Origin of the sequence: Desulfuromonas soudanensis, assembly GCF_001278055.1 — a bacterium.
Classification (GTDB): domain Bacteria; phylum Desulfobacterota; class Desulfuromonadia; order Desulfuromonadales; family WTL; genus Deferrimonas; species Deferrimonas soudanensis.
The window spans coordinates 2,578,565-2,603,267 of sequence record NZ_CP010802.1; the positions used below are offsets into that span (position 1 = coordinate 2,578,565).

Annotated in this window: 23 protein-coding genes and 1 pseudogene; 10 read left to right on the forward strand and 14 right to left on the reverse strand. The window is 57.7% G+C overall.

Features of this window, described 5'->3' with window-relative positions; genetic code table 11:
* Positions 1 to 36 precede the first annotated feature (36 nt).
* The gene (locus DSOUD_RS11530; RefSeq protein ID WP_053551153.1) at positions 37 to 432 is read left to right on the forward strand and encodes a hypothetical protein; all 396 of its coding nucleotides are present in this window, start codon (positions 37 to 39) and stop codon (positions 430 to 432) included.
* A gap of 189 nt (positions 433 to 621) precedes the next feature.
* On the opposite strand, the gene istB is transcribed toward DSOUD_RS11530, so the two are convergent.
* From istB to DSOUD_RS11545, 3 genes are read right to left on the reverse strand one after another with little or no spacing between them, the layout of a single operon-like run.
* Positions 622 to 1,383, reverse strand: coding sequence for an IS21-like element helper ATPase IstB (gene istB, locus DSOUD_RS11535; RefSeq protein WP_423739492.1), 762 nt, complete (start codon positions 1,381 to 1,383; stop codon positions 622 to 624).
* Positions 1,384 to 1,402: 19 nt separating this feature from the next.
* Positions 1,403 to 2,701 (reverse strand): IS21 family transposase, encoded by a 1,299-nt coding sequence (istA, locus tag DSOUD_RS11540; RefSeq protein WP_053551154.1) that lies wholly within the window; start codon positions 2,699 to 2,701, stop codon positions 1,403 to 1,405.
* Between the two features lie 15 nt (positions 2,702 to 2,716).
* The gene (locus DSOUD_RS11545) at positions 2,717 to 3,193 is read right to left on the reverse strand and encodes an IS110 family transposase (protein WP_053551155.1); all 477 of its coding nucleotides are present in this window, start codon (positions 3,191 to 3,193) and stop codon (positions 2,717 to 2,719) included.
* Positions 3,194 to 3,766: 573 nt separating this feature from the next.
* Here DSOUD_RS11545 and DSOUD_RS11550 point away from each other — a divergent pair.
* The 6 genes from DSOUD_RS11550 (at position 3,767) to DSOUD_RS11570 (ending at position 8,890) form a co-directional block, all read left to right on the forward strand.
* Positions 3,767 to 4,936, forward strand: coding sequence for an IS4 family transposase (locus DSOUD_RS11550; RefSeq protein ID WP_053549677.1), 1,170 nt, complete (start codon positions 3,767 to 3,769; stop codon positions 4,934 to 4,936).
* Positions 4,937 to 4,946: 10 nt separating this feature from the next.
* Entirely contained in the window at positions 4,947 to 6,881 is a 1,935-nt protein-coding gene (locus tag DSOUD_RS17950) for an acyltransferase family protein (RefSeq protein ID WP_157671856.1), read from the forward strand.
* A 103-nt stretch (positions 6,882 to 6,984) separates the two neighbouring features.
* Positions 6,985 to 7,332, forward strand: a complete 348-nt coding sequence (locus tag DSOUD_RS11555) for a hypothetical protein (protein ID WP_053551156.1) — start codon at positions 6,985 to 6,987, stop codon at positions 7,330 to 7,332.
* 235 nt (positions 7,333 to 7,567) lie between these two features.
* Positions 7,568 to 7,888, forward strand: coding sequence for a quaternary ammonium compound efflux SMR transporter SugE (gene sugE / locus DSOUD_RS11560; RefSeq protein ID WP_053551157.1), 321 nt, complete (start codon positions 7,568 to 7,570; stop codon positions 7,886 to 7,888).
* A gap of 251 nt (positions 7,889 to 8,139) precedes the next feature.
* Positions 8,140 to 8,679, forward strand: coding sequence for a nucleotidyltransferase family protein (locus DSOUD_RS11565; protein WP_053551158.1), 540 nt, complete (start codon positions 8,140 to 8,142; stop codon positions 8,677 to 8,679).
* Positions 8,666 to 8,890, forward strand: a complete 225-nt coding sequence (locus DSOUD_RS11570) for a hypothetical protein (RefSeq protein ID WP_053551159.1) — start codon at positions 8,666 to 8,668, stop codon at positions 8,888 to 8,890. Before DSOUD_RS11565 ends, DSOUD_RS11570 begins: the two co-directional genes overlap by 14 nt.
* A 235-nt stretch (positions 8,891 to 9,125) precedes the next feature.
* Here the strand turns inward: DSOUD_RS11570 and DSOUD_RS11575 are convergent, their stop codons facing one another.
* The gene (locus DSOUD_RS11575) at positions 9,126 to 10,175 is read right to left on the reverse strand and encodes a cytochrome c3 family protein (RefSeq protein WP_157671857.1); all 1,050 of its coding nucleotides are present in this window, start codon (positions 10,173 to 10,175) and stop codon (positions 9,126 to 9,128) included.
* A gap of 114 nt (positions 10,176 to 10,289) precedes the next feature.
* Between DSOUD_RS11575 and DSOUD_RS18520 the strand changes: the two genes are divergently transcribed.
* Positions 10,290 to 10,475, forward strand: a complete 186-nt coding sequence (locus tag DSOUD_RS18520) for a hypothetical protein (RefSeq protein ID WP_157671858.1) — start codon at positions 10,290 to 10,292, stop codon at positions 10,473 to 10,475.
* A gap of 27 nt (positions 10,476 to 10,502) precedes the next feature.
* Here DSOUD_RS18520 and DSOUD_RS11580 read toward each other — a convergent pair whose 3' ends face one another.
* Complete coding sequence (locus tag DSOUD_RS11580) at positions 10,503 to 11,810, reverse strand: rhodanese-like domain-containing protein (RefSeq protein ID WP_082351242.1); 1,308 nt, start codon at positions 11,808 to 11,810, stop codon at positions 10,503 to 10,505.
* Between the two features lie 356 nt (positions 11,811 to 12,166).
* Here DSOUD_RS11580 and DSOUD_RS11585 point away from each other — a divergent pair, with 356 nt between their 5' ends.
* Complete coding sequence (locus DSOUD_RS11585) at positions 12,167 to 13,033, forward strand: ethylbenzene dehydrogenase-related protein (RefSeq protein ID WP_053551162.1); 867 nt, start codon at positions 12,167 to 12,169, stop codon at positions 13,031 to 13,033.
* 146 nt (positions 13,034 to 13,179) lie between these two features.
* On the opposite strand, the gene DSOUD_RS11590 is transcribed toward DSOUD_RS11585, so the two are convergent.
* Positions 13,180 to 13,881 carry a phosphoribosyltransferase gene (locus tag DSOUD_RS11590; RefSeq protein ID WP_053551163.1) on the reverse strand — a complete coding sequence of 234 codons (702 nt, stop codon included), beginning with the start codon at positions 13,879 to 13,881 and terminating at the stop codon, positions 13,180 to 13,182.
* A gap of 393 nt (positions 13,882 to 14,274) precedes the next feature.
* Between DSOUD_RS11590 and traF the strand changes: the two genes are divergently transcribed.
* A complete protein-coding gene (gene traF / locus DSOUD_RS11595; RefSeq protein ID WP_053551164.1) occupies positions 14,275 to 15,822 on the forward strand; it encodes a conjugal transfer protein TraF in 1,548 nt (515 codons plus the stop codon).
* An 81-nt stretch (positions 15,823 to 15,903) separates the two neighbouring features.
* Here the strand turns inward: traF and DSOUD_RS11600 are convergent, their stop codons facing one another.
* The 8 genes and pseudogenes from DSOUD_RS11600 to DSOUD_RS11635 all read right to left on the reverse strand — a co-directional run bounded on the left by DSOUD_RS11600 (position 15,904) and on the right by DSOUD_RS11635 (position 24,424).
* The gene (locus DSOUD_RS11600) at positions 15,904 to 17,094 is read right to left on the reverse strand and encodes a M24 family metallopeptidase (RefSeq protein WP_053551165.1); all 1,191 of its coding nucleotides are present in this window, start codon (positions 17,092 to 17,094) and stop codon (positions 15,904 to 15,906) included.
* A gap of 40 nt (positions 17,095 to 17,134) precedes the next feature.
* The gene (locus DSOUD_RS11605) at positions 17,135 to 18,799 is read right to left on the reverse strand and encodes an AMP-binding protein (RefSeq protein WP_053551166.1); all 1,665 of its coding nucleotides are present in this window, start codon (positions 18,797 to 18,799) and stop codon (positions 17,135 to 17,137) included.
* 374 nt (positions 18,800 to 19,173) lie between these two features.
* On the reverse strand, positions 19,174 to 19,836 hold the full coding sequence (locus tag DSOUD_RS11610) for a DUF502 domain-containing protein (protein WP_232426440.1): 663 nt from the start codon (positions 19,834 to 19,836) through the stop codon (positions 19,174 to 19,176).
* 419 nt (positions 19,837 to 20,255) lie between these two features.
* Positions 20,256 to 20,357 (reverse strand): annotated as a pseudogene (locus tag DSOUD_RS17955) (hypothetical protein); the annotation flags it as partial.
* Positions 20,358 to 20,369: 12 nt separating this feature from the next.
* The gene (locus DSOUD_RS11620; protein WP_053551168.1) at positions 20,370 to 21,140 is read right to left on the reverse strand and encodes a NapH/MauN family ferredoxin-type protein; all 771 of its coding nucleotides are present in this window, start codon (positions 21,138 to 21,140) and stop codon (positions 20,370 to 20,372) included.
* A complete protein-coding gene (locus DSOUD_RS11625; RefSeq protein ID WP_053551169.1) occupies positions 21,130 to 21,762 on the reverse strand; it encodes a MauM/NapG family ferredoxin-type protein in 633 nt (210 codons plus the stop codon). Before DSOUD_RS11625 ends, DSOUD_RS11620 begins: the two co-directional genes overlap by 11 nt.
* Positions 21,762 to 24,083, reverse strand: coding sequence for a molybdopterin-dependent oxidoreductase (locus DSOUD_RS11630; protein ID WP_053551170.1), 2,322 nt, complete (start codon positions 24,081 to 24,083; stop codon positions 21,762 to 21,764). The genes DSOUD_RS11625 and DSOUD_RS11630 overlap by 1 nt, the downstream gene beginning before the upstream one ends.
* 59 nt (positions 24,084 to 24,142) lie before the next feature.
* Entirely contained in the window at positions 24,143 to 24,424 is a 282-nt protein-coding gene (locus tag DSOUD_RS11635) for a chaperone NapD (protein WP_053551171.1), read from the reverse strand.
* Positions 24,425 to 24,703 lie beyond the last annotated feature (279 nt).

A 24,703-nucleotide genomic window follows, 5' to 3' on the forward strand; every position in this document is an offset into this window, starting at 1 on the left:
AGCCGGTTACCCTTATCCGTTGGGCGTCTTAGACACATGGCGAAGCTTCTACCCTTTGAGCATGCCATCTTGAGCGAGGTGGGCTCGTCGCTGTCGCCAGAACAACGCGGACAGTTTGCAGCGCAGGTCGCTCACATCAACAAGGTGCAGCGCTTACTTGAGTGGAACGAAATCGAGTTCTACTGTATGCGCTGGTTCAAAGTCCGTTGGCCGACCGCAATTCTCTTTCAAAACCACGGCGAGTTTATGCTTGGGGCCGGCACGTTGCGTGCCCCAGACATATTCGCACCAGTCAAAGTCTGGGCTGTCGGGGGTCACATCTTCAGCATTGAATCCGAGGCACCACTTAAGGCATTCCGCACAGCCACAGATGTCTCGTTTGCTCTGGCCGACGCCGCCCAACCCATCATTCCACCGGACGCTGCGCGATGAAGCCGCGCAGCGCCGGTGAATTCAAACGTTAGATACGAACAATACTTTTAATTTTCCACACTTTGGAAGTCCTGCGGAACCGCTTGATGGCCTGCCTCTCGCTGTGGGCAAAAACTCGCTCAGTGCTGTTGTGTGTCAATGGTCTTTGAAAATTCCCCCTTTTCGGTCATCGAAAATTCCCCCCTCGGGTTATTCTCTTGCCGCCTGTTTGGACAGGAGGCCGGCTTTGAGTTTCTCTTTTAGCCGGTAGCTCTCACCTTTGATGCTGATCGAAATGGCATGATGAAGCACCCGGTCTAGAATGGCGCTGGCGATGACCTGATCGCCGAAGATTTCGCCCCAATTCGAGTAGGGCTGGTTTGAGGTCATGATCATGGCCCCCTTCTCATAGCGGCGGGATATGAGCTGGAAGAAGAGATTGGCGCCCAGCCGATCAATAGGGATGTAGCCGATCTCGTCGATGATCAGCAGTTTGGGCTGGCAGTATTGCTTGAGTTTGTCCTCCAGCCGGTTTTCATTGTGTGCACGGGCAAGACTGGCGATCAGAGCCTGGGCTCCGATAAAGAGCGTTCGGTAACCGCGGCGAATAGCCTCAATCCCCAAGCCAACGGCCAAATGGGTTTTACCTACCCCGGGTGGCCCCAGCAGCAGGATGTTCTCGCCGTTGGCCACCCAGCGGCAGCAGGACAGTTCCTTGATGCGCTTGGCGTCGATGGACGGTTGATAGGCGAATTCGAAGGATTCCAGTGTCTTGACGAAGGGAAAACGCGCCATGCGCGTGCCCATCTCGGTGCGTTTATCCTGCTTGGATGCCAATTCCGCATCGATCAGTTGCCGCAGGAACTCGTCATAGCCCCACTGCTGCTTGGCGGCATCCTGCAGATAACCATCAATCTGATCGGAGAGACGCTGCAGCTTCAGTTGTTTTAAGCCATCGGAGAGGTCTGTTATCTGTGTCATCGTCACCTCCCTAAAGCCCGGCAACTTGGTCATAGATTGCCAAGTCCCGGATCATCACGTCGTCACCGGGCCACTGCGGATCAAAACGCGGCGGATGGGGAGCCGGGCGCTCGCAGGGGTTGCGAAACAGGCCTTGCAAGTGTGCCGGGTCGATACACCGTTGTCCGGAGCCTGCGAGCTTGGAATGACAAGCAATCGGCTCCCCCCGGAAGAGAAGCAGCACCTCGCTGCCGCGCACCTGGACTTCAACGGTTTCGCCGACATACCTCCAGGGAACCGAGTAGCGGTTGCCGCTGAAGTTCACCAGAACATCGGGAGGAACCACTCGGGTGACGACCGTCTCCAGGCGGTAGGGTGGCACGGCGCTGATTTCCACCAGACTTTCATGGGCGAAGCGGTCGATCGGTCTCTCGCCGGTAGTACCGTGGATGCGCAGGTCAGCAACTTCCGTCAGCCACCGCTCCAACTCCCGATTGAGATGCGCGAGATCCAGGAACCGGCGACCAGCCAGAAAGTTCCTCTTGAGGTATTTGACCCCTGACTCCACCTTTCCCTTAGTGCGGGCGCGGTACGGCTTGCAGAAGCGCGGGCGAAAGCCATAATGGGCAACGAAATCAGCAAAGGTCCCGTTCAGAATCACCTGGCCGCCTTCACGTCTAAGCACCGCGGTGCGCGGGTTGTCATAGAGCAATTCTCGAGGGCGGCCCCCGAACCAGGCGAATGACGCTTCGTGCCCGGCTAGAAAACTGGCCATCTTCTCATCGACAAAAGCCCGGGCGAAGGGCCGGCGCGAATACCCCAGGGTCAGGATGAAAAAATGCAGTCGGACTCTCTGTTCACCGAGCCAAACAGCGCTACTGCCCCAATCGACCTGCCCCTGCTGCCCTGGTGGTGTTTCGAAGCGTAGCGTGGCCTCGGCGATCTTTCGCTGCTCGGTTCGCAGGGGACGGACAAAACGCTTGAGTGTCTCGTACCCTCCCGGATAGCCCAGCAGCTTAGCCTCGCGGAACAGCACGGAGGCATTGTAATCAACTTCCGACGCTCGGTTTTTGATCCAGTCCTCGAAGCCAGAAAGAACCGTCCGGGTGGCAGGTTCTCTCCGATAGGAGACCCATTGCTCCTGTTCAAGGTACTTGCGCACGGTTTTGATATCCAACCCCAGCGCCCTGGAAATGGCCTTTTTGGCAATCCCCTGCTCGGCAAGTTCCCGGATTGCACCATACTTGTCCCTGTGGACCATTTGCACCTCCAGCATTGAAGTCTGCTGAAGGTGATTGTGCAAAATCTGTTCGCTTTCGTCTTGCTTCATCGTTATCTCCTGTGGTCAGGAGGGGGGAAATTTCAATGACCACAGGGGGGGATTATTCCATGACCGATGACACAGGCGGTGAGAGAGGATCGCCAGGGCCTTCCCCTTGCCGTGTTTGCTGGCCAGTTTCTGCAGTACGGCCTGAGCTGGCTTGTTTCCCTTGAGCATCAGGACCACCGCCTCACCGAAGGCCCAGCGCAGGTGGGCGTTGCCGATCTTCTTGCCGCTGTGGCCGTAGGATTTTCCGTTCGACTCCTTGCTCGGCTTGACCAGGCGGCAGTAGGAGGCGAAATCCTGCTCCCGGGGGAAGCGGGCGATGTTTTCGATCTCGTAGAGAATCACCATCCCGAGAATCCGGCCGACACCCTGGATGCTCTTGAGCAGAGCCAGGCTGATGGGATCGTGATGTTCGGCAACCTTCTCCAACTGCCTTTCGAGTGTGCCCAGGAGTTCCTCGTAATGCTCGATGGTGAGAAGGTCAATTTCCACCATTCGACGCACAATCGGATCGCGGAACTTGGTCAGCAGATCGCCCCGGTCGCTCGGCTTGGCGATCTGGCCCAGCGGTTCGGGCAGGTTGTATTGGGTGGCGGTATTCTGAATGCTAGAAGTTCACATCAGGGACACTCCCCACGTTTCGCTTAAATGGGCAGTGGCCCTAATTTTTTCTTCACCTAATTACGCTCTTTCGGAGTGAATTCTTCGAAAAATTATGCTATTAACCCGGTCTTGAGTTCTTGATCGGGTTTGGCGCACGAACGCTGGTTAATCTTTTGAATCCTCTGCCGTTTCGGCTTCTGAAGATTGTCAGTTTTTTGGAGGAAATCATGGAGTACCGCAGAGAAATAGACGGATTACGAGCACTCGCAGTTCTGCCAGTAATTCTGTTCCACGCAGGGATTAAATCATTTGAAGGTGGTTATCACTACTGTCCGGTTAACTTTGAATGTACGTCGATAACCTACTGAAAATTATAGTACTTTGGCTCAACTGTTCTTTTCTCGATTTGAAATCGCTTCACCCCGCCCGCGAGTGATATCTTCCTGACACTTCAGGAGGGCATCCATGAACGCTGGCCAGACCGTTTTCAGACAGCTACTTCAGTTTCTCCCGCGTCACGAGTTCAACCTCTGTGCCCGACGGTATCGCGGCGAGTACCGGGCCAAAAGCTTTACTGCATTTGACCAGTTCCTGTGCCTGGCTTATGCCCAGCTATCGGGTCGCGAGAGCTTGAGGGATATCGAAACGTGCCTGAACTCTCATCGGGAGAAGCTCTACCACATCGGATTTCGTGGCGCTGTCTCCCGCTCCACCCTTGCCGACGCCAACGAGCGCCGGGATTGGCGCATTTTTCAGGATTTCGGCCAAGTCCTGATCGGCATGGCACAGCAGCTGTACCGGGATGAGCCCTTGGCCATCGAGTTGAAGCAGCCACTGTTCGCCTTTGACTCGACGACCATTGACCTCTGCCTCACCCTGTTTCCGTGGGCCGAGTTTCGCACGACCAAGGCAGCGGTCAAGATGCACACGCTCATTGACTTGCGCGGCATCATCCCCACGTTTGTGGCCGTGACAACCGGCAAAGTACATGACGTCAAGATGCTTGACGAAATGCCCGTCACCGAAGAGGCCATCTACACGATGGACCGCGGCTACGTAGATTTTGCCCGGCTCTATGCCATTCACCGACAGGGCGCCTTCTTCGTGGTGCGGGCCAAGGACAACCTACGCTACCAGCGGTTGTACTCTTTGCCCAAGGACAAGGAGGCCGGCGTCCGAGCCGACCAAGTGATTGCCTTGGTCACCCAGAAATCGAAAAAGGGTTACCCGGAGAGATTGCGCCGGGTCAGTTATGTTGATAAAGAGCGAAACAAGCGGCTTGTATTCCTCACCAACCACTTTGAAATTGGAGCCACAACGGTTGCAGACATCTATAAACAGCGCTGGCAAGTGGAGCTATTCTTCAAGTGGATCAAACAGCATCTACGAATAAAAGCGTTCTACGGGACTTCTATCAATGCGGTCAAGAGCCAGATATGGGTAGCTCTTTGCATATATCTACTTGTGGCGATCGCTAAAAGGCAGCTTAGCATCAAATGTACTCTCTACACTTTTTTGCAGATCCTGGAGGTCAATCTGTTCGAGAAAAAGCCCATTTCATCGTTGGTTGCGGAAGCGCTCAAGCAGATTCCAGACACCCAAGATTATAACCAGCTGAATTTATTCGGCTATTAACCGGACAGTAGTGGGTGGTTATATCGGTGTTGATATTTTCTTCGTTATCAGCGGGTATCTAATAACAACAATTATTCTTTCCGATATGAATAAGGGTAAATTTTCAATTGTCACATTCTATGAAAGGAGAGCTCGACGAATTTTACCAGCGTTGTTTTTTGTAATGTTTTGTTGTCTGCCGTTTGCATGGTTCTGGTTGTTACCAAATCATTTTAAAAATTTCAGCAGAAGTCTTATTGCTGTTTCGTCATTCTCATCAAATTTTTTCTTCTGGAAACAAAGTGGTTATTTTTCAACAGCAGCAGAATTAAAGCCGCTACTTCATACTTGGAGTTTATCTGTTGAAGAACAATATTATATATTGTTTCCTCTTTTTCTTATGGCTCTATGGAGACTTCGCAAACGTTTGATTTTTGGGTCCCTTATTGCTGTTTGTTTAATCAGCTTAGTTCTTTCGCAGTGGGGCGCTTATCATGAACCAGCTACAACCTTCTTTCTCTTACATACCCGTGCATGGGAAATTGCCATTGGGGCGATTATTGCTTTTTATTTCCTATATAAGCGGGAACAAGTTGAGCTCATTACATCCCATAGAATTCCAAGTGAGTTATTTGGATCTCTTGGTTTAGCGCTTATATGCTATTCAATATTTGCATTCAACAAAACAACACCATTTCCAAGTTTATATGCATTAGTTCCAACCATTGGTACTGCACTCATAATTATTTTTTCAAATTCTAAAACTTTTGTTGGTCGCCTACTTTCTACTAAAATAATGGTAGGAATTGGCTTGCTCAGCTACAGCGCATATCTCTGGCATCAGCCACTTTTTGTGTTTGCTCGACATAGAAGCTTGCAAAATCCCAGTGTTTCGTTGCTACTTTTGTTGTCGGTTTTTTCAATAGTGCTCGCATATCTGAGTTGGCGGTTTGTAGAAGTACCATTTAGAAATAAAATAACTTTTGACAAGAAGAAAATTTTTACCTTTTCTCTCATTGGTTCTATTTTTTTTATAACATTCGGTTTTACAGGAAAATATACTAATGGATTTATATTTAGATCACCAGACTCAGCCAATATGTCCAAATATGTCGAGGAATGCTCTAATGCAGGCATAGGATGCATGGATAACTTAACTAAAAACAGTTCTGTTTCTAGCGCATGCAAGATCGGCCAAATAAACAAGAAACCATCATTCATGATTTTTGGTGATAGCCATGCGGGATCATTTATTGCAGAATTAAATAATGTCTCCAAAAGCATCGATATATCAGGCCTAAATTACACTTATTCTTCGTGTCCCCCTCTCATGTTAGGAAAACACGTAGTCAAGGACCCTACTTATGATGTCTGTGAAGATTTAAGGGCATCATTCTTTTCCAATCTTGATACAGATAGTATACCTAACTACGTTATTCTCACACAACGATGGACGTTAATGATGGAGCAAGTGAGATATCAAAACCAAGAAGGTGGAAATGAATACGGTGAAGATTATATTTTCACAAATGAATACACTGAGTCTCTAGGATACCAAAATGCACTTGAAAAGGATTTTGTTGATTCAGTTACAAAAATTATTGAATCAGGAAGAAAAGTTATCCTTATTTATCCCATCCCGGAGATGGGATGGAATGTACCAGATTTACTCATGAAAAATAAATTTATATATAAAGATATCAATTCCGCCCTTGCTTCAACTAGCTACGATGCCTTCAAAAAAAGGAACTTTAGAACATACCAAGCATTGGACAAAATAGTTGAAAACAAAAACCTAATAAGAATATACCCGGAAAAATTATTTTGTAATAATTATATTGATGGCAGATGTATCGCACATATTGATGGAGTACCATTATATTATGATGACGACCACTTATCTTTTAAAGGAACAAAAATGATTTTAGATGATATTTTGGCTAAAACAAAAAATTTTACAAATTAAACGTTACCTTAAAGAAGCCAGAAATGATTTAGAGACACTCCCTAATCGTATCGCTAAAATGGGTCATGTCCCTAACTTTTTTAAAATATAAATGGAGAACCCCATGAAAACAATTGCGCTATTGTGTCTGTTCTTGGCAGCAGCCGTTACTATTGCCATAGCAGCAAATAAAAATAATTATGAAACCGATCATGACCATAGGTCAGATCTCGAGTTAAGATATATAGAACTCAATACCAAAATATTTCAAATACAAAATGATTTTGAAAGACACTTAAGTCAAAAGGACTATATTATCCTCGCACTTGAAGACAAAATCAAATTGCTTGAAAGTGATCTTTTCCAGACAACTCAAAGTTTGCGAAACCTCGAACTGGAAGTCTGGGACCTGAAAGATTCATCTGCATCCAATTCCAAGCTGACAGGTGCGATAGAGTCCCTTCCCGAATAATAACTGCCAACGACCGTCTTGCACCCTCCCCTATCCCCTCCCATCAAAGGAAGGAGACCTTTAAGTCCCCTCTCCCCTCGTGGGTGTATGGACCGGGATCACACCTCGAAGATGTATCCTCTAAGCCCCTATCCTCATGGGGTTTTTTACTTTCTCGTCAGGCTTTCAAGAAGTGGGGACGGCCTCACCTCTTTATAAATAACCGGGGACGGCCCCGCAAGGGAGAGGGGTGTTTATGAACTGGGTCATTCTTATTGTTGCGGGCTTATTCGAAATCGCATGGGCCATTGGGCTTAAGTACTCCGAGGGCTTCACCCGGCCATGGCCAACAGTCGCAACTGTTCTCGCGATGGCCATCAGTCTCGGTTTACTGGGTATCGCAATGAAAACGATTCCGGTGGGGACCGCATATGCGGTCTGGGTGGGTGTGGGCATGACGGGTACGGCGATATTGGGCATTGTCTTGTTCGACGAGTCCGCCAATGCTTTGCGACTGCTGAGCCTGGGATTTATCGTGGCAGGTCTCGTCGGTCTCAAACTTGCGACTCCGGCCTGATCGGGGAACCGGGGGGGCAAACTTCCAACCCCGATACCACCCTGGCCGCTGTTTGTCGCCTCGTCTTCTCACTGGCTGCCATTCTTGCATTTAGGGCAAGGCAAACGTATACTCCGCTCACTGAAGAAATGGAGCCATGCTATGGTCAAAAACCGCTACGGTATCATCCTTTTTCTGAAAACGCACAGGGAGGAACTGGTCCGGCGCTTTGGGGTGTCGGCGCTCCGCAGTTATGTCGAGGGGAATTCCCCATGAACTTTAGAGCCACTCTCCAGCAACTGCTCAGTTCCTTTGTCGAGGCAGAGATCGGCTATGCTCTGATCGGCGGCTATGCCGTCGGTTTGTGGGGGGTAGCACGCGGCACGGTCGATATCGATTTTCTGGTTGTACGCGACGATCTGCCGCTCCTCGACCAAATCATGAAAAAATGCGGCTTCAACCTGATCCATCGCTCAGAAAACGTCAGCCAGTTTTCTTCCTCGGCAGGCGGAATCGCTTTTCTTCACGCCTTTCGTCACCATACCCGGACAATGCTTGCTCGGGCGGTTGAGCGGTCGATTTTCGAGGGTGAAATTCTGGTCCGTGTGTTGCGCCCGGACGACCTCATCGGCATGAAGATTCAGGCGATGGCCAACGATCCGGACCGGATCCCGCTCGACCGTTATGACATCGAGGAATTGATGCGCCTGCACGGGTCAACCCTCGACTGGCTGTTGGTCGAGGAATACTTCGACCTCTTTGAGATGCCCAACCTTTTTGCGGAGCTGAAGACAAAATATGCGCCTCACTGAAGAAGAAAAAGCCGAGCTGCAGGCCCTGGCCAGTGCGCCGGGGCTCAGGTCGGATCTGGCCCGTTTGCGCAAAAGTCACCGCGACGACTTTATGGTCGATGGGGTGGTCGATAGCGAACGGGTGACCGAGGCGTTGACGGCGTATAGCGAGTTTGTGGGCGGCGGGAGTCGGCCGAGGCGGATTTTTGTTGAGCGAGTAATGAAGTTGTAGCGGGGCGGAATCAGCAATTTTTTTGCAGCTACCAGTTAAAAATGCATCGACTACTTTCGCCGCGACAAACCGTCCGCGGCGATTTCTTTTTTGGCAAAAGACCAAGAAGGTTCTCTTGCGCTGTCCGACGTCCCATGTCCGTTCATCATCGGATAACCCCGATACCACCCAAGGCGCACAAAAAAAAGCCCGGGCCGAAGCCCGGGCTGAATTCAAGACGCGATGATTTCAGGTATCAAATGGGGCCGGTGCCAATGGGGGCGCCCACCGTGACATCGGCATTGGCGTCCACTTCTCCCGGCAGGTAAGGACTGCTGGTAGGGACCCAGCCCTGCGAATCTACCTGGGGGTCGGTCAGCCAGTACATGCTGTAATCAGCGCCGTGGCAGTTGGTGCAGGCGGCGGTGATCGGCGTCGACCGGGCGATCGTATGCGGTGTTGCATACTTCCAGGTCGACAGGGACCCCATGTCCACTGTTGCGGGAGAATTGTCGGTCGGTGGGATGATGCCATCGACAAGATTAACTCCCGTGTACTGAAACACATCCTTGTCCACCGGCACGTGGCGGAGCACGGAATACGGTTTCCTGCCGGGTTCCCCGAAGAGCGGATTGTTGCCGACCCTGAAGGTAATCAGGGCATCGGGCACCGCGGCGGGATCGACTGCCTTGCGGGCTGCGAGGGTCGGATCTTCGCCGTTGATCCGGAAGAAGCCGAGCCCCTCGGCGGTCACATCGGTGTGACAGCTGAAGCAGTTCTTGTAAGGGAGCGCATGGCAGACCTGGCAGTCCATGGCACCCAGGTGCGCCGTGGTATGTTGGGATATGCCGGCAAAGGCTGTATCCGTTGCGCCGCCGTGGCAGTCGACGCACTGGGGTGCGGTCGTGACATCGAAGCGGTCGCCCTGATCGAGCGCAGGGTGGCCGACACCGTGCATTTCATCGCCGCTTTGACTGACATCGCTGTGGCAGTTCATGCAGGTCAGACCCGCCGTCTTGTGCACGTCGGGAACCAGTTGGAAGGTGCCGCCCCAGGGGCTGTCTGCCGCGAAGACGGCCTTGTTGCGGGCGAGCAGGGCATTGTTCAGGCCGTAATACTCGTCCTTGACCCGGGATCCGTGGCAGGCGGTGCAGTTGTTGTCCATGGAAGGGGTCTTGTTGAAGCCGTGGCCGCTGATCAGTCCGCCGCCGGCGGTGGCCGGAACGGAGATGTGGCACTGGCCGCAGGCAGTGGCCGCGGTTGCGCCGGTCCCTGTGGCGGTGTGGCATTTGGTGCACTGCGTCAAGAAACGCGCCTCAGACTCGGGATCGGTCATGTCGAAGCCGCGCTGCATGAGGATGGTGTTGTAGCCGCCCAGGTTGGTATGCAGGCCGGCGGCCGAACTGGCGACGATGGTGCTATGGCAGCCATCGCAGGTTTCTGCCGTAGCGGTCGCGACAAAACCGGTCGCATGGGCCGCTGCACGGGAATTGACGGAAACCTCTCCGCCATGGCAGCTGGTGCAGTCGCCATAATGGACGCTGTTGTTGGTAAGGATGGAAGGATACTGCTCTACGGAACCGTTGAAAATCCAGAATTTTTTTGACGCCGGCACGGGCGCCACAGATCCGCCTCAGCCTTCACCTTCTGAGGGGGGCGCCACCGACGCTATCGGTGGATTGGCGACCTCGCGATCATAGAAAACGGCGGTGAGACTGGAGTGACACTCGACGCAACCGGTCGGCGGCACGTAATCGGCAAGACTGGCCAGATCGACCGCGCTGCCATCGTTGAGGGGAAAGTCCCAGGCTTTGAACAGATCGAAATTCAACAGCTGACCCGAGGCAATGGCGGGACTGGTGTTCCAGCCGTTGATCCCGTAGAGGAGGTTCCTGGCCGGATACCCGAGAATCCCCAGGGCCATGGTGCTTATGGAACCGGTGTGGCCGGTGTAACAGTAGGCGACGACCGGTTTGGTCGGGTCGATGAGCTCGGAATTGGCCAGATCCGCCACCTTCTGGTAGGCGATGTTGATCGAGCCGGGAATATGTCCGAGTGCAAAATGAGCAGCGCTGCGGACGCTTACGATCTGGGGATCGTTCGCGGCGTTGCCGTCCTCCAGGTTGGTCGCCAGCGCCGAGGGGTAGACCTGGAGATCGAACTGGGTCGGAACGGAATTAAGGTAGTTTTTCGCCCGGACAAGAATCTTGTCGACAACCGTATCCACCGAGGCGGTGAAGGGGCTGAAAGCGGGATAGACGTCTGTAGGGGTTGCGGCTGCCGTTCCGGGTTGAGTCGCTTTCTCCACGACCACGCCGGCCGCTCCGGCATCGTCGAAGCGGGTGCCGACAGGCACGAGATCCCGGCGGAAGGACCAGGAAGTCATTCCCTGGAAGAGGCCGGTCGCTTTGGGATAGGGGAGTGCGGTCTTGGCATCCAGCGCTGCCTTCTGGGCGACCGGATCGGCAATCCGCGCCACGTTGATCAGCAGACTGGCCATATTGCCATCGTTGCCCCAGTAGGAAGCGACCACGACTTCGCGGTCGGCCGGGATGCCGGAGGTTCCGTCGAGAAGGGCCTGGGGGAGGTTCTGCAGGGGGATGTTGACGGCTCCCGGAATATGGCCGGCGGCATAATCCGCGGGCTCCCGGGTGTCGAGGATGAAGGGATCGGTGGTGGTGGCGGTGTCGTCGAAAAGGACTTTGGCCAGAGCATCGGGGTTTGTGGTGTTGTACCCAAGGGCCAGAACCAAATCGAGGCGCGCAGCAATTTCGGTCAGGTCTGTGCCAGGGACGGCACTCGTGCCGCTCACCTGCCCACCGGTATCTGTATTTACGGGCGGGGGTGAGGGGTTGTCATTGTCGCTATGGCAGCCGGCGGCAAAAAGAGCCGCGCTGCACATGGCGACAACCAAGAAGTAAAACAATCGTCGTCGAATCATGAATAACCTCCAATTGAGTTAAAGAACTCCTCTTCGCGACTTTTAACCTCCGCTGTTCACCTCCCTTCTGAATGCCTGCGGGACCGGAGGGAGGGATTCCCTCAAGGCCACACCAAGGTTAAAATTTGCTTTAAATTGGCATGCTTGGCCGGGTGAGTCAATAGAATAATTTAATACATCGTTATATGATGAGACTTCGATGGAGACTAAAAAACGGCTGATATGTTTCAAGCGATCACGGAAAAATTAGCGGACAAACGTCTCCTGCCGCGATAAACAAGCATTAACATTGACGGATTCCCCGGAGAATAGGTACAAAGAAGCTCCCTCATTAGCCAAACAAAGGAGACTCAATCATGCCGAGAATCGTTTTATTTCTGCTGATCCTGCTCTTTCCCGGGCTGGTCATGGGAGCGCAGACCCTTCCTTCGGTCAAGGTCAAAACAGCGCCGGTTCTCGACGGCTCCATCCAGGATCAGGTGTGGACCTCTGTGACCCCGCTCGTCATCACCGATGCCGTGGCCGGGGTCAAAATTCTCCTGCGTTCCGTTTATACCGACGACAGCGTCTACTTTCTGGCCATGTTCTCCGATCAGGCGGAGAACTCCTATCATATACCCTGGATCTGGGACGAGGCCGGCAAGACCTATGGAGAAGGGCCCCATCGGGAGGATACGTTCGTCTTCAAATGGAATCTGGAAGACAAGGACGTCAATCTCTCCAATTTCTCCGATGACAGTTACCGCGCCGACGAATGGTACTGGAAAGCCAACCGTTCCAATCTGGCCGGCTACGCCGACGACAAACTGCAAATCCTTTCCGATAAATCCACCCCGAAAGCCACGGAAACGATCAGCCCGAAGGGCAAAAAACGCTACCTGCAGAGGCTCAGCGACAGCGGCGAGCCCCCCTACCGGGAGGTGCCCAAGCCGACTGAATTCCTCGGCAACCTGGTCAATCGCTATGAAGCCCAGGTTCCGACCGGAAGCCATGCGGACGTTCGTGCCAAGGGGGTCTGGGAGGCCGGCTTCTGGTTCATCGAGGTGGCCCGCAAGCTCGCTACGGATGACAAACTCGACATCCAGTTTGCCCCCGAATCCGGCAAGAAATATCTTTTCGGCGTTTCGGTTTTCAGCCTCTACGGCAATTCCCCGGACGAAAGTCAGCCCAACCTCTATGGGATGGGGCGGATTTCCGAACCCCTCACCCTGGAGTTCCGCTGAGGTCCTCTCCTGAACACCGAAGGGGGAGCCGGCACTGTCCCGGCTCCCCCGACTTCAAACACACGGGCAGGTCCCCTTCCGTCTCGAAAAATCCCGACCCGCCCCCTTCAGTGTCACCCGCAATAAGACAGAACGTCCCCTCCCGCCTATGGATTTTTTTCAACAGGTTGCCGCCTGAGCAGAGCCTCGACTTCTTCGTCGCTCACATCGTGCCACTGCCGGTACGCGGCGGCGACGGCAAAACTCCACCCGGAGCGGATATTGGCGCAGCACAGCGCCTCGACCTCCCCGGCGAGACGCGCCACCGCCCGGTCGTGACCGGTCGGAACGGCGACGACGATCCGCTTTGCCCCCTCCCGGCGCAGAGCCGCCACCGCCGCCTGCATGGTGAATCCCGAGGCCAGTCCGTCGTCGACCAGGATCACCGTCCCCGTCGTCACATCAGGCCAGGGTCGATCCCCGCGAAAGCGCCCGATCCGCTGGCGCACCTTCTCCGTCGTCCGCTCGATCCCCTTTCGGATCTCCGCCTCGTCGAGACCGAGGGTCGGCAGAAGTTTTTCGTTGAGGAGCACCGTGCCGTCATAGGCCACGGCACCGTACCCCGCCTCGCTGTTCCAGGGGAGAACGATCTTGCTCACCGCCGCCACGTCGAGAGGGAGCCGGAGGAGTTCAGCGAGCCGCGCCGCCACCGGCACTCCGCCGGCGGGAATCCCCAGCACCACCCCGTCGCGACAGTTGGGGGGAACGACTCCGGCCAGAACCTCGCCGCCGTGGCGGCGGTCGGCAAAGACGGCGATACGACCGTGCAGGGTTGTGACTTCGTGGATGTTTCCCTTTTTTTCGGCCAAGGTGCATGCCTCCGGCAAACGTTGCGACGATCCCTGTTGACCCTTATAGCAAAGAGGCCGACGTTTTCCAGAAGGGAGAAGGGAGAAGGAACAGGGGAGAGGCCAGCGACACCAGGTCTTCTCAGCTTCTGAGAGCGCCTCAAGTCAAATCGCCGACACCCGGGATCCGTTGCCGCTCGGACATGATTCCGGTCAAACCCTCCTTTTTGATATGATTTCATTTTTCCCTTGAATCTCTAGTTACTTGCAGGCACCCTCCCCGTCTCCTCACCTCGTGTTTTTCCGGAGAAGTTCTGGCACAACCTGTGCAAAAGTCAGTGCACCAATTCGGCAAGCAATCCGGCCGATCTCTATCCGGCGGCCGCGGCCCCATTTCCATCAAGGAGTTCATCGATGAAGGTCAGACACTTTTCCATCGCCAGGCATCTCTCCGCCCTGCTCGGGGCGCTCATCCTCCTCCCCCTGGCCGCCGCTCCGGCTTCGGCACTGGACACCTTCTTCGTCGGACCCCGTGCCCTGGGAATGGCCGGTGCCAACGTCGCCTCGGTCAACGACACCACCGCCCAGTACTACAATCCCGCCGCCTTCGGCTTTTTCGGCTGCCGCGACGAGAAGGGGGAGCCGATTCTCTGCGACAACAACGACGTCGGCCGCAAGGACTGGGGGATCGACGCCGGCGCCGGCGCCGGTTACCGCCTGCACAACAAGTTCGGCGAGTATCTCGACGAACTGACGGCCATCGACTACCAGCTCCTCAGCGCCAACGGCATCCAGAGCGAGTCGGACCTGGTGGACCTCATCAACCTCGTCCACAGCCTCTCCGGTCTCGATCAGCCGGGGAACGCCATTACCGCCGACGCCAACGCCGGCGTCGGGGTGCGTATCGGCCACTTCGCCATCGGCGCCCGCGGCTATGCCCAGGCCTCCGGCGTCGTCGTCGACCTCGACCAGGCCAACCTCGGCCTGGCGACCTCCACGAACCTTGCAGCCGACATCGCCTCGGTACCGATTACCGGATACACCGCCGACGGCGTTTTGACCTTCTTCACCCCCCAGCAGGCAACGGACATCCAGAACGCACTGGTTGCCTCGGGAGCGACCGGCGTCGATGCCGCCGACGCCGTGGACCGTCTGGACTTTCTCGCCGCCCAGCAGGGGAGCGATCCGGCCCTGGCCGCGCAGATCGCCACCCTCCTCACCGAGGTGAGCGCGGGGACCGGGACCTTGCAGGACAACTCGACAACCGTTCTCCTCTCCGGATTCGGCCTCGCCGAAGTCCCCCTTTCCTACGGCTACGCCCTCAACGATCACTGGTCCGTCGGCGGCAACGTCAAAGTCATGACCGGCCGGGTCTACGGCAACCAGGTCCTGGTTTTTGCCGAGGACTCGGGCGACATCCTGATGAAGACCGACGAGAACTATGAGGAGACCCTGAATTTCGGCATCGACCTCGGCCTGATGGGACGCTACAAAATGGTCAATTTCGGCCTGGTGGCCCGCAATATCAATGCCCCGCGTTTCGACGGACCGACGGTCGTCACCCTCCTCCCCGACGGAACGATAAAAACCACCCGCTTCGACGACGTCACCCTCGATCCCCAGGTGGCCGCCGGGGTCGCCTTCATCCCCCTCAAGACCCTGACCCTCGAGGTCGACCTCGATCTGACCCAGAACGAAACGACCCTCCAGGAGTACAAGACCCAGAATCTCTCCCTCGGCCTCGAGTGGGACGCCTTCCGCTTTCTCGCCCTGCGGGGAGGGATCTACCGGAACCTCATCGAAAGCGACATCGACTGGGTCTACACCGCCGGCCTCGGTCTCAACCTCTGGGCGGTGCGCCTCGACGTCGCCGGCGCCTTCTCCGACCAGCAGGAGGAATTCGACGGCGAGGATCTCCCCAAGGAAGTTCGGGTCGCCGCCCAGTTGAGCGTCGACTTTTAGTCTCTCCCTTCGATGAAACGAAAAAGGCCCCCTCCTGCGAGGGGGCCTTTTTCGTTCGTGAAACCGGAGCCTTGCCAAGACTCAGAGGACCACCAGGTCCTGGTCGGAGAAGGTGATGTGTTTGAGGCCGTCGGCACCGACCCAGAAGGTGTTCTCGATGCCGACGGCGCCGAGACCGGGGAAGACCGCCTTCGGTTCGAAGGCAAAGGTCATGTTCTCCTCGAGGACCTGGTCCTTGAAGCCGCGGGCGATGAAGGGAAACTCGTCGATCTCGACCCCGATGCCGTGGCCGATGAAGGAGACCTGGGCATCGGCCGACCCCATGAAGTGCTCCTTGTAACCGAGCTCGCAGGCCAGGGCGTAACAGTCCTCATAAAGATCCCCCCAGGCGACGCCGGGGCGGGCGGTGGCCTTGAGACGGTCCTGAATTTTCACCATGTCCTCGTAGGCCCTGGTGAGCTGGTCGGAGAGACCGCCGATGCAGAGGATGCGGGTCTGATCGACGAGGTAACCGTCGAAGGCGCCGGCAAAATCGACGGTAATCGGTTCGTGAGCCTTGATCGTCTTGTAACTGGCCCCCTGGCCGATGGACGGATTGACGCCGATGCCGCCCAGAGGGGCGTCGAGAAAGGCCGGGGCGGCGCTGTCGGCGCCGGAGAAGATGTGGCCGTAGAAGAGTTCGGAATTGAAGCCGCGCATCCGGGTGATCCCCTGATGCCCCTGTTTTCGGGCGCAGAACTCGAGTTCGGCGGCGAGCTCCAGGTCGGTCATCCCCACCCGGATCACCTCCCTGGCCCGCTTGTAAACGCGGTCGACCTGCAGGGCGGCGTCCTTCATGATCTCGATCTCATACCGGGACTTGACCGAGCGCACCATGCGGATCAGCGAAGATGCGTCGGAAATCGCACAGCCATCGAGGACCTTCTGCAGCCGCTGGAAGAGAGCGACGGGGAGGACGTCGAGTTCCATCCCCGCACTCTTCGGCGTCGGGTAGCCGAAATCGGAGAGGATCCCGGGGAGGTCTTTGGGGCTCTTGAAAGGGAGGATCTCCTTGAGGCCGCACTCCATGCGCGCCCGGTCGAGGTCCTTGCGGACCAGGTAAAGGGGTTCGCCGGAGGCGGGGACGTAAAGAATCCCCTGCTGGATGGTGCCGGTGAAATAGAAGAGATCGGCGTTCTGCAGCATGAGGACGGCATCGAGCCCCTGCTGCTGCATGAGGTTCTGGAGTTTCTCGATGCGGGACTGCAGTTCGCTTCTCGGCGTGATGCGCATGGGTCCGGTTCTCCTTTGCGGTGCGAGGGGGAAATCAGGTTCAGGCCGTTTTTTCCGCCGCCGCCTCCTCAAGGCTCAGTTCGCTGATCGCCATCTCCCGCAGCTTGAATTTCTGGATCTTGCCGCTGGCGGTCATCGGGTATTCGTCGACAAATTTGACGTAGAAGGGGATTTTGTAATTGGCGATGCGGCCGCGGCAGAAGTCTTTGATCTCCTCCTCGGTGCAGGAGACCTTCTCCTTGATCTTGATCGCCGCCATCACCTGCTCGCCGTATTTCCGGTCGGGCACTCCGTAGACCTGGATATCGGCGACCTTGGGATGGGTGTAGAGAAATTCTTCGATTTCCCGGGGATAAATGTTCTCGCCGCCGCGGATGATCATGTTCTTGATGCGTCCGGTGATCTTGCAGTAGCCGTTGTCGTCCATCACCGCCAGGTCGCCGGTATGCAGCCACCCCTCGCCGTCGATGGCCCGGGCGGTGTCCTCGGGCATTTTGTAATACCCCTTCATCACATGGTAGCCGCGGGTGCAGAGTTCCCCCTGCTTTCCGGGAGGGAGGGTCCCGCCGGTTTCGATGTCGACGATTTTCACCTCGACATCGGGGAGGGCGCGGCCGACGGTGGCGACGCGCAGCTCGATGGGGTCGTCGGTGCGGGTCTGGGTGATCACCGGCGACGACTCGGTCTGTCCGTAGGCGATGGTGATCTCGGAGACATGCATGTCGCGGATGACCCGCTTCATGACCTCGATGGGACAGGGTGAACCGGCCATGATTCCGGTACGCAGCGAGGTGAGGTCGTATTTGCGGAAGGCCGGATGGTCGAGCTCGGCGATGAACATGGTGGGGACGCCGTGCACCGCCGTGCATTTCTCCGCTTCGATGGTCTTGAGTACCTCCTCGGGATTGAAGGTCACCACCGGCACCATGGCGGAGCCGTGGGTGACGCAGGCGAGGACGGCGAGGACGCAGCCGAAGCAGTGAAAGAAGGGGACGGGGATGCACAGGCGGTCGTTCTCGGTGAACTTCATGCACTCGCCGATGTTGTAGCCGTTGTTGATGAGGTTGTGGTGGGTGAGCATCACCCCCTTGGGAAAGCCGGTCGTCCCCGAGGTGTACTGCATATTGATGACCTCGTGCTCGTCAAGGGCCCCCTTGGCCGCCGCCAGGTCCTGATCGGAAACGGTGGCGCCGAGGATCTCGAGATCGCCGTAGGCGAGCATCCCCGCCGGCGGGGACGTTCCGAGATAAATCAGGTCCTTCAGACAGGGGAGTGCGGCGCTGGAGAGTTTGCCGGGAATCGAGTCCCCGAGGTCGGGGACCACGGTTCGGACGGTTTCCACATAGTCGGTGTCCTTGAACCCCTGAACCAGAAAGAGGGTCGTGGCATCGGACTGGCGCAGGACGTACTCGAGCTCCGACGACTTGTAGCTGGTGTTGACCGTGACGAGAACGGCGCCGATCTTCGCCGTGGCAAACTGGAGAACGACCCACTCGGGGACGTTGGTGGCCCAGATCGCCAGATTGTCCCCCTTCCGGACTCCGCGGGCGAGAAGGCCCTTGGCCACCCGGTCGCAGAGGGCGTCGAATTCCCGATAGCTGTAGCGCAGACCGCGATCGGGATAGACCAGGGCGTCGTTGTCGGGAAAACGGCGGGCGATGTCTTCGAGCATCCCGCCCAGGGTAAAGTGCAGCGTCTTGGCCATTGAGTCCTACCTCCTGCCGGGGATAAAAAGTTTAATACCGTCAAACAAAAATTTGAGATTGGTCAAATAGCTGTTTTTTAACCGCTTTTTGAATAACATGGGCGGGGTGTTTAGTCAAAGTAAAAACCGCCGCTCGTCACATTCCCCGCCGGGAGAAGCAAGGCAAGGGGCAAGCGGTTGTTGCCGACGGGATCGCAGATAGTATTCAATTATCTGAATTATAAAGATAACCCAAAAAACAGCAGGCGCGGCAAGGGGTGGCTTTTTTCTAGGCAAAGGGCTAATTCCCTTTTCCCCTTGAAGGACTTGGAAGGACCGACGGTGCTTTTCCACAGCGCTATGCACAAGGAACTGTGGACGCCCGCACTCCCCCCTTACTGAAGCTTTTCCGCGCGCAACACATCGGGGGTGACCATGCCTCCGGACATGATGATTTTCATCGCCTCTTCGACACCGAAAGCCGCCGGATAGACCTGGGATTCCTCGAGAAGGAGCACATAACCGGAGGTCGGATTGGGAGAGGTGGGGATAAAGACGGTGTAGTAGGGTTTGCCGGAGGCGGCCTTGACGCTGTTGGTGATGAAGGCGATGGAAAAGGAGCCGGCGCGGGGGAATTCCACATAAACGGCCTGACGGAAGGACCCGGTCCCCCCGCTGGAAAAGACGTTGATGATCTGTTTGGAGGAGGTGTAAATCGACTTGACCAGGGGGATGCGGGAAAAGAGCCGGTCCCAGAAGTCGACCATGCGGCGGCCGAGAACATTGGAGGCCACCACCCCGGCGAGATAGATCACGAGAAGTCCGGCCATCATCCCGGCGCCGGGGATATAAAGCCCCTCGCCGGAGAAAAAACCGACCCCCTTTTTGATGGAGGGAGCCAGGACCCCGTCGGCGAGACCGAAGAGGAAACGCAGAATGAAAATGGTGATCCCCACGGGGATGATCACCAGCAATCCGGTAATGAACTTCTTCTTCAGGTGACGTATCAACCGCCGGCCAAGCCCTGGTTTACCGCCATTTTCCATCGGATCGCTCACAAAACACTCCTCAGAGCCGCAGTGACAGGGGAATTCCCCGGGGCGGCGCATTTCGGAGGGCATTGTCGCATTTTAGCCCCAGGCTGTCCACAGACATTCCGGGGCACGGAGCTTCTGCTCCGTGCCCCGGGAGAAGAGCCGCCCGACCCTTCCCTGGCGCGGTCCCTCCTCACCGTCGCCGCATCCCGCATCCGCCGAAGAGGTATGAGCCGACTCCGGTCAATAGGCCGGCTGAAAGGGTGCGATCCCTTCTAACTGCGGAACATGGCACTGGCGGCAGTCGACCAGCCAGGGGTGGGGGGTCGGTGGCGCCCCCTCTTCGCCGTCCCGGTGGCAGGCCAGACAATCGGCACCACTGTCGGCTTCGGCGACTTCGTGGGGGATGAGCGGCGGGTTGGCCGTCGAACCGGGCGGCGGCGTCAGGGCGGGGGGTGCGCGGCAGGGGGCGCGGGGTGGCAGGCAAAGAGGAGGGCTGTTGTGGCGGCGGCGACGATGGTGAGGGCAGCTTTCTGCATAAAATGTCTCCTTTGATTTCAGGGTTTGCTGAAGGAAAGGGTCAGGGCCGCCACCGGACAGGTGCCGATGCAGGCGCCACAGCGGCTGCATTCGCCGCTCTTCACCCGGGTCGCCCCCTCCTCGAGGGGCGGGGCGAGGACCTCGGGGACAAAACAGACCTCCCGGCAGCGTCCGCAGTGGATGCAGCGCTCCCGGCGATAGGCGACCTTCAGCGGCGAGAATCGGCCGATCAGGGCATAGAAACCGCCGAGGGGGCAGAGGCTGCGGCACCAGAGACGCCGCACCAGCAGGAGCTCGGAGGCAACGATCAGGGCAAGGAGAATGACTTCGGCCCCCGGACCGAAACTCAGGGCGCGACCGGCAATTCCGATGGGAGAAAGGGTTTCGAAGACCGGCAGGCCAAGGAGGAGGCTCAACAGCAGCGTCAGGGCCAGCACCCCCCCTTTCCAGCCGAGGCGCCAGCGCGGCCGGTTGCGGCGCCCCGGCAGCCGTTCGGAGAGATCGGTGAGCAGACCGACGGGACAGACCCAGCCGCAGAAGGAGCGCCCGCCGAGGACCCCGTAGACCGCCAGGACCGAGGCGCTGCCGGCCAGCAAGGGGAAGGCCAGGGCGCCGGTCAGAAGGAGCACCTGCAGGGCGGCCAGGGGGTCGGAAAGGAGGATGCCGGAAAGAGAGGCGGAGCCGAGGTTCCCCTGAAAGCCTCTCCACCCCAAAACCGGCGAGGCGAGGAGGAGGAGCACGGCCACCTGCACGGTCCGGCGGCCGATGGCCCAGAAATTAACCCTCATACCAGCTCTCCGACGGGGGGTGCAGCGGACCGACGACAATCGCCGGACGCTCGAGGACGCAGGCCTCTTCGCAAATCCCGCAGCCGGTGCAGTGCTCCTTGTGCACCACCGGCTCGAAGATGGCATGCCGGCCGGTTTTGGCGTTGAGATAACTCTCGACGGTGATTGCCTTGTCGATCGCCGGGCAGACCCGGTAGCAGACCTCGCAGCGCAGCCCCTTGAGAGAGAGGCACTCCTGGCGTTCGACGATAACCGCCGTCCCCATGCGCGTCTTCAGCGCCTCCTTGAGCTCCGGGTCGAGCGCGCCGCTCGGACAGGCCCTGACGCAGGGGAGATCGGCGCAGAGCCGACAGGGGTTTTGGCGGGCGACAATCAGCGGGGTGCCGAGGGCCACCCCGGTTGCCAGACGCCCCATCTGCACCGCCTGATAGGGGCAGACATGGGCACAGCGCCCGCAGCGCAGGCATTTTTTGAGAAACTCGTCCTCGGCCACCGCTCCCGGCGGACGCAGCAGCCAGCCGTAGCCCGAGCCGGCCTTGAGAAGGAGCCAGAGCGCCCCGCCGCCGACCAGGGCCCCCCGGGCGCCGGGGCCCAGGGAGGATTTCTCTTCCGTCCGGCTCATCAGACCCTTTCAACCTTGACTGCGCACTTCTTGTAGTCCGGTTCCTTGGAGATCGGACACATGGCGTCGAGAGTCAGGGAATTAATCATCCGCTCCTCGTCGAAAAACGGCACGAAGACACTCCCTTTCCCCGGGATGCCCCGCCCGCCGACGCTCGCCTTGATCTGCAGTGTGCCGCGCCGGGTCGTCAGCCTGATGGCCTCGCCGTTCTTGATGCCGAGCCGGGCCGCATCTTCGGGATGAAGTTCGCAGAGCGCCTCGGGAACCGCCCGGTGGAGCTCCGGCACCCGCCGGGTCATGGTCCCGGTGTGCCAGTGTTCGAGGACGCGACCGGTGGAGAGCCAGAAGGGATAGTCGGCGTCGGGCACTTCGGCGGCCGGTTCAAAGGGACGGGCCCAGATCACCGCCCGGTGGTCTTCCTTCTTGTTCTTGTAGAAGTCGATCCCCTTCCCTTTCGGCACGTAGGGGTCGTACTCCTCGTTATAGCGCCACTTGACGCTCTTGCCGTCGACGTAGGGCCAGATCACCCCGCGCTCCTTCTGGTAGACCTCGTAGGGAGCCAGGTCCTTGCCGACACCGAGGGTGAAGCGGCGGTACTCCTCGAACAGGGAGTGGTGAATCGACCGATCGGCCGGGTAGTCGAAGAGGTGCCCCAACCCCATGCGCCTGGCGACCTCGACGATCTGCCACAGATCCTCCTTCGCCTCCCCGGGCGCGTCGGCCAGCTTGAACCAGTGCTGGGTGCGACGCTCGGCGTTGCCGAACATCCCCTCCTTTTCCACCCACATGGCCGTCGGCAGGATGAGATCGGCCACCTCGGTGGACCGGGTCGGGTAGACGTCGGAGACGACCACGAAACGTCCCGGCTTGCGCGCCCCCTTGCGGAAACGATCGACGTTGGGCGCCGCCTGGAAGGGGTTGTTGCACTGCACCCAGAGAAAACGGATATCGCCGCGGTCGAGCGCCCGCAGCATCTCGGTGGCATGGTACCCCGGCTTGGCCGGGATCTTCTCCACCGGCACCTTCCAGATCCCGGCGGCGATCGCCCGGTGCTCGGGGTTGGTCACCACCATGTCGGCCGGGAGGCGGTGGGCAAAGGTGCCGACCTCGCGGGCGGTGCCGCAGGCCGAGGGCTGGCCCGTGAGGCTGAAGGGCCCCTGGCCGGGCTGGGAGATCTTGCCGGTCAAAAGGTGAATGTTGTAGACCAGGTTGTTCACCCAGGTGCCGCGGGAGTGCTGGTTGAATCCCATGGTCCAGTAGGAGCAGACCTTGCGCTTCGGGTCGGCATAGAGCCTGGCCAACTCCTCGACGGTTCCGGCCGGGACGCCGGAAATCGCCTCGACCTTCTCCGGAGTGTAGTCCTTCAGAAATTCGGCGTACTCGGCAAAGTCGATCCCCACGGCCTCTTCCTTGAACTGGAAGTTGTCCTCGGTGCCGTAGCCGATATCCGTCTTCCCTTTTTTGAAGGTCACCTTTTCGGCGACGAAGGTCTTGTCGTAGAGCTTGTCGCGGACGATGACGTGGGCGATGCCGTTGGCCAGGGCCAGGTCGGACTGCGGCTGGAATTCGACGTACCGGTCGGCCTCCCTGGAGGTGCGGGTATAGCGGGTGGCCAGGTCGATGATCTGGACATCCGGATTCTTCACCCGGTTGGCGGTCATGCGCGAGAAGAGGATCGGGTGGCACTCGCTCATGTTGGCGCCCCAGAGGAAGAAGGTATCCCCCAGGTCGAGGTCGTCGTAATTCCCCATCGGTTCGTCGGAGCCGAAGGTGGTCATGAACCCGGTGACCGCACTGGCCATGCAGAAGCGGGCGTTGGGATCGAGGCTGTTGCTGCCGATGCCGCCCTTCATGAACTTGGCGGCGACGTACCCCTCCTGCACCGTCCACTGGCCGGAGCCGAACATGCCGACGGCCTGCGCCCCGTGATCGCGGATCGTTTCCTGCATCTTTTCGGCGATGAGATCGAGGGCCTGGTCCCAGCTGACAGGGACGAACTTGTCCCCCTGGCGCAGCAGGGGCCGGGTCAGCCGGTCGGGGGCGGAAAGGATCTTGGCGAGAAAATACCCCTTGATGCAGTTGAGTCCCCTGTTGACCGGCGCCGCCGCATCCCCCTTGGTGGCCACCACCTTGCCGTTTTTGGTCCCGACCAGGATGCCGCAACCGGTGCCGCAGAAGCGGCAGGGCGCCTTCCCCCAGGTCAGGCCGGCTTCGGCCGCTTCTGCCTGGCTGGCCAGAAGGGCGTTGACCGGGAATCCGGCCGCCGCCATGGCCGCCGCGGCGGCGGCCCCCTTGATCAGCTGACGTCTCTTGATATCCATTGCAGACTCCTTTCCATGTTCAAATAATCAGACATGAAGCTGTCGAAAACCTATTGATTTTACTCGGGACCGGAAAGATCTGTCCTCTGAGGGGAAGGGGGAACCTCGGCCATATCCTCGAAATTATGATAGGACAGGGACACACTCACCACGCCCGGCAAGTCGCCGATGGTCCGGACGAGGGCGTTTTCTCTCTCGAAATCGACCGCATCGAGCACCGCGACCAGAATGGTGCTGTTCGAAAGGGGCTGCAGTTCAACTTCCGCCATCGCCGCAAGACCGGCGACGACCCGGTCCCTTTGCTCCGGGTCGATCCGAATGACAATACCGCTGACGGGCATGAAAACCTCCTGGGTCCTGCGGGGGAACGTCCCCGGGCCGTAACTTCCTCTGTCTTGAACCTTCCGGGGCCGGCGCAGACCGGAGTTCATCCCCGAGGGCGCGTCGCCGGCCATACACCAATCTGTGATGCCAAGCCTAACGGACTTTGACCGTCCGGCAAGCCCGGCGTAACTCTTTCATCCCTATCCAAGGACCGTGCCATGGGGGAAAATGGCGTCTCAACCCACTGAAAAACAAAGGGAAGCCGCAAGGCTCCCCCCGTACACTCTTGAATTTTT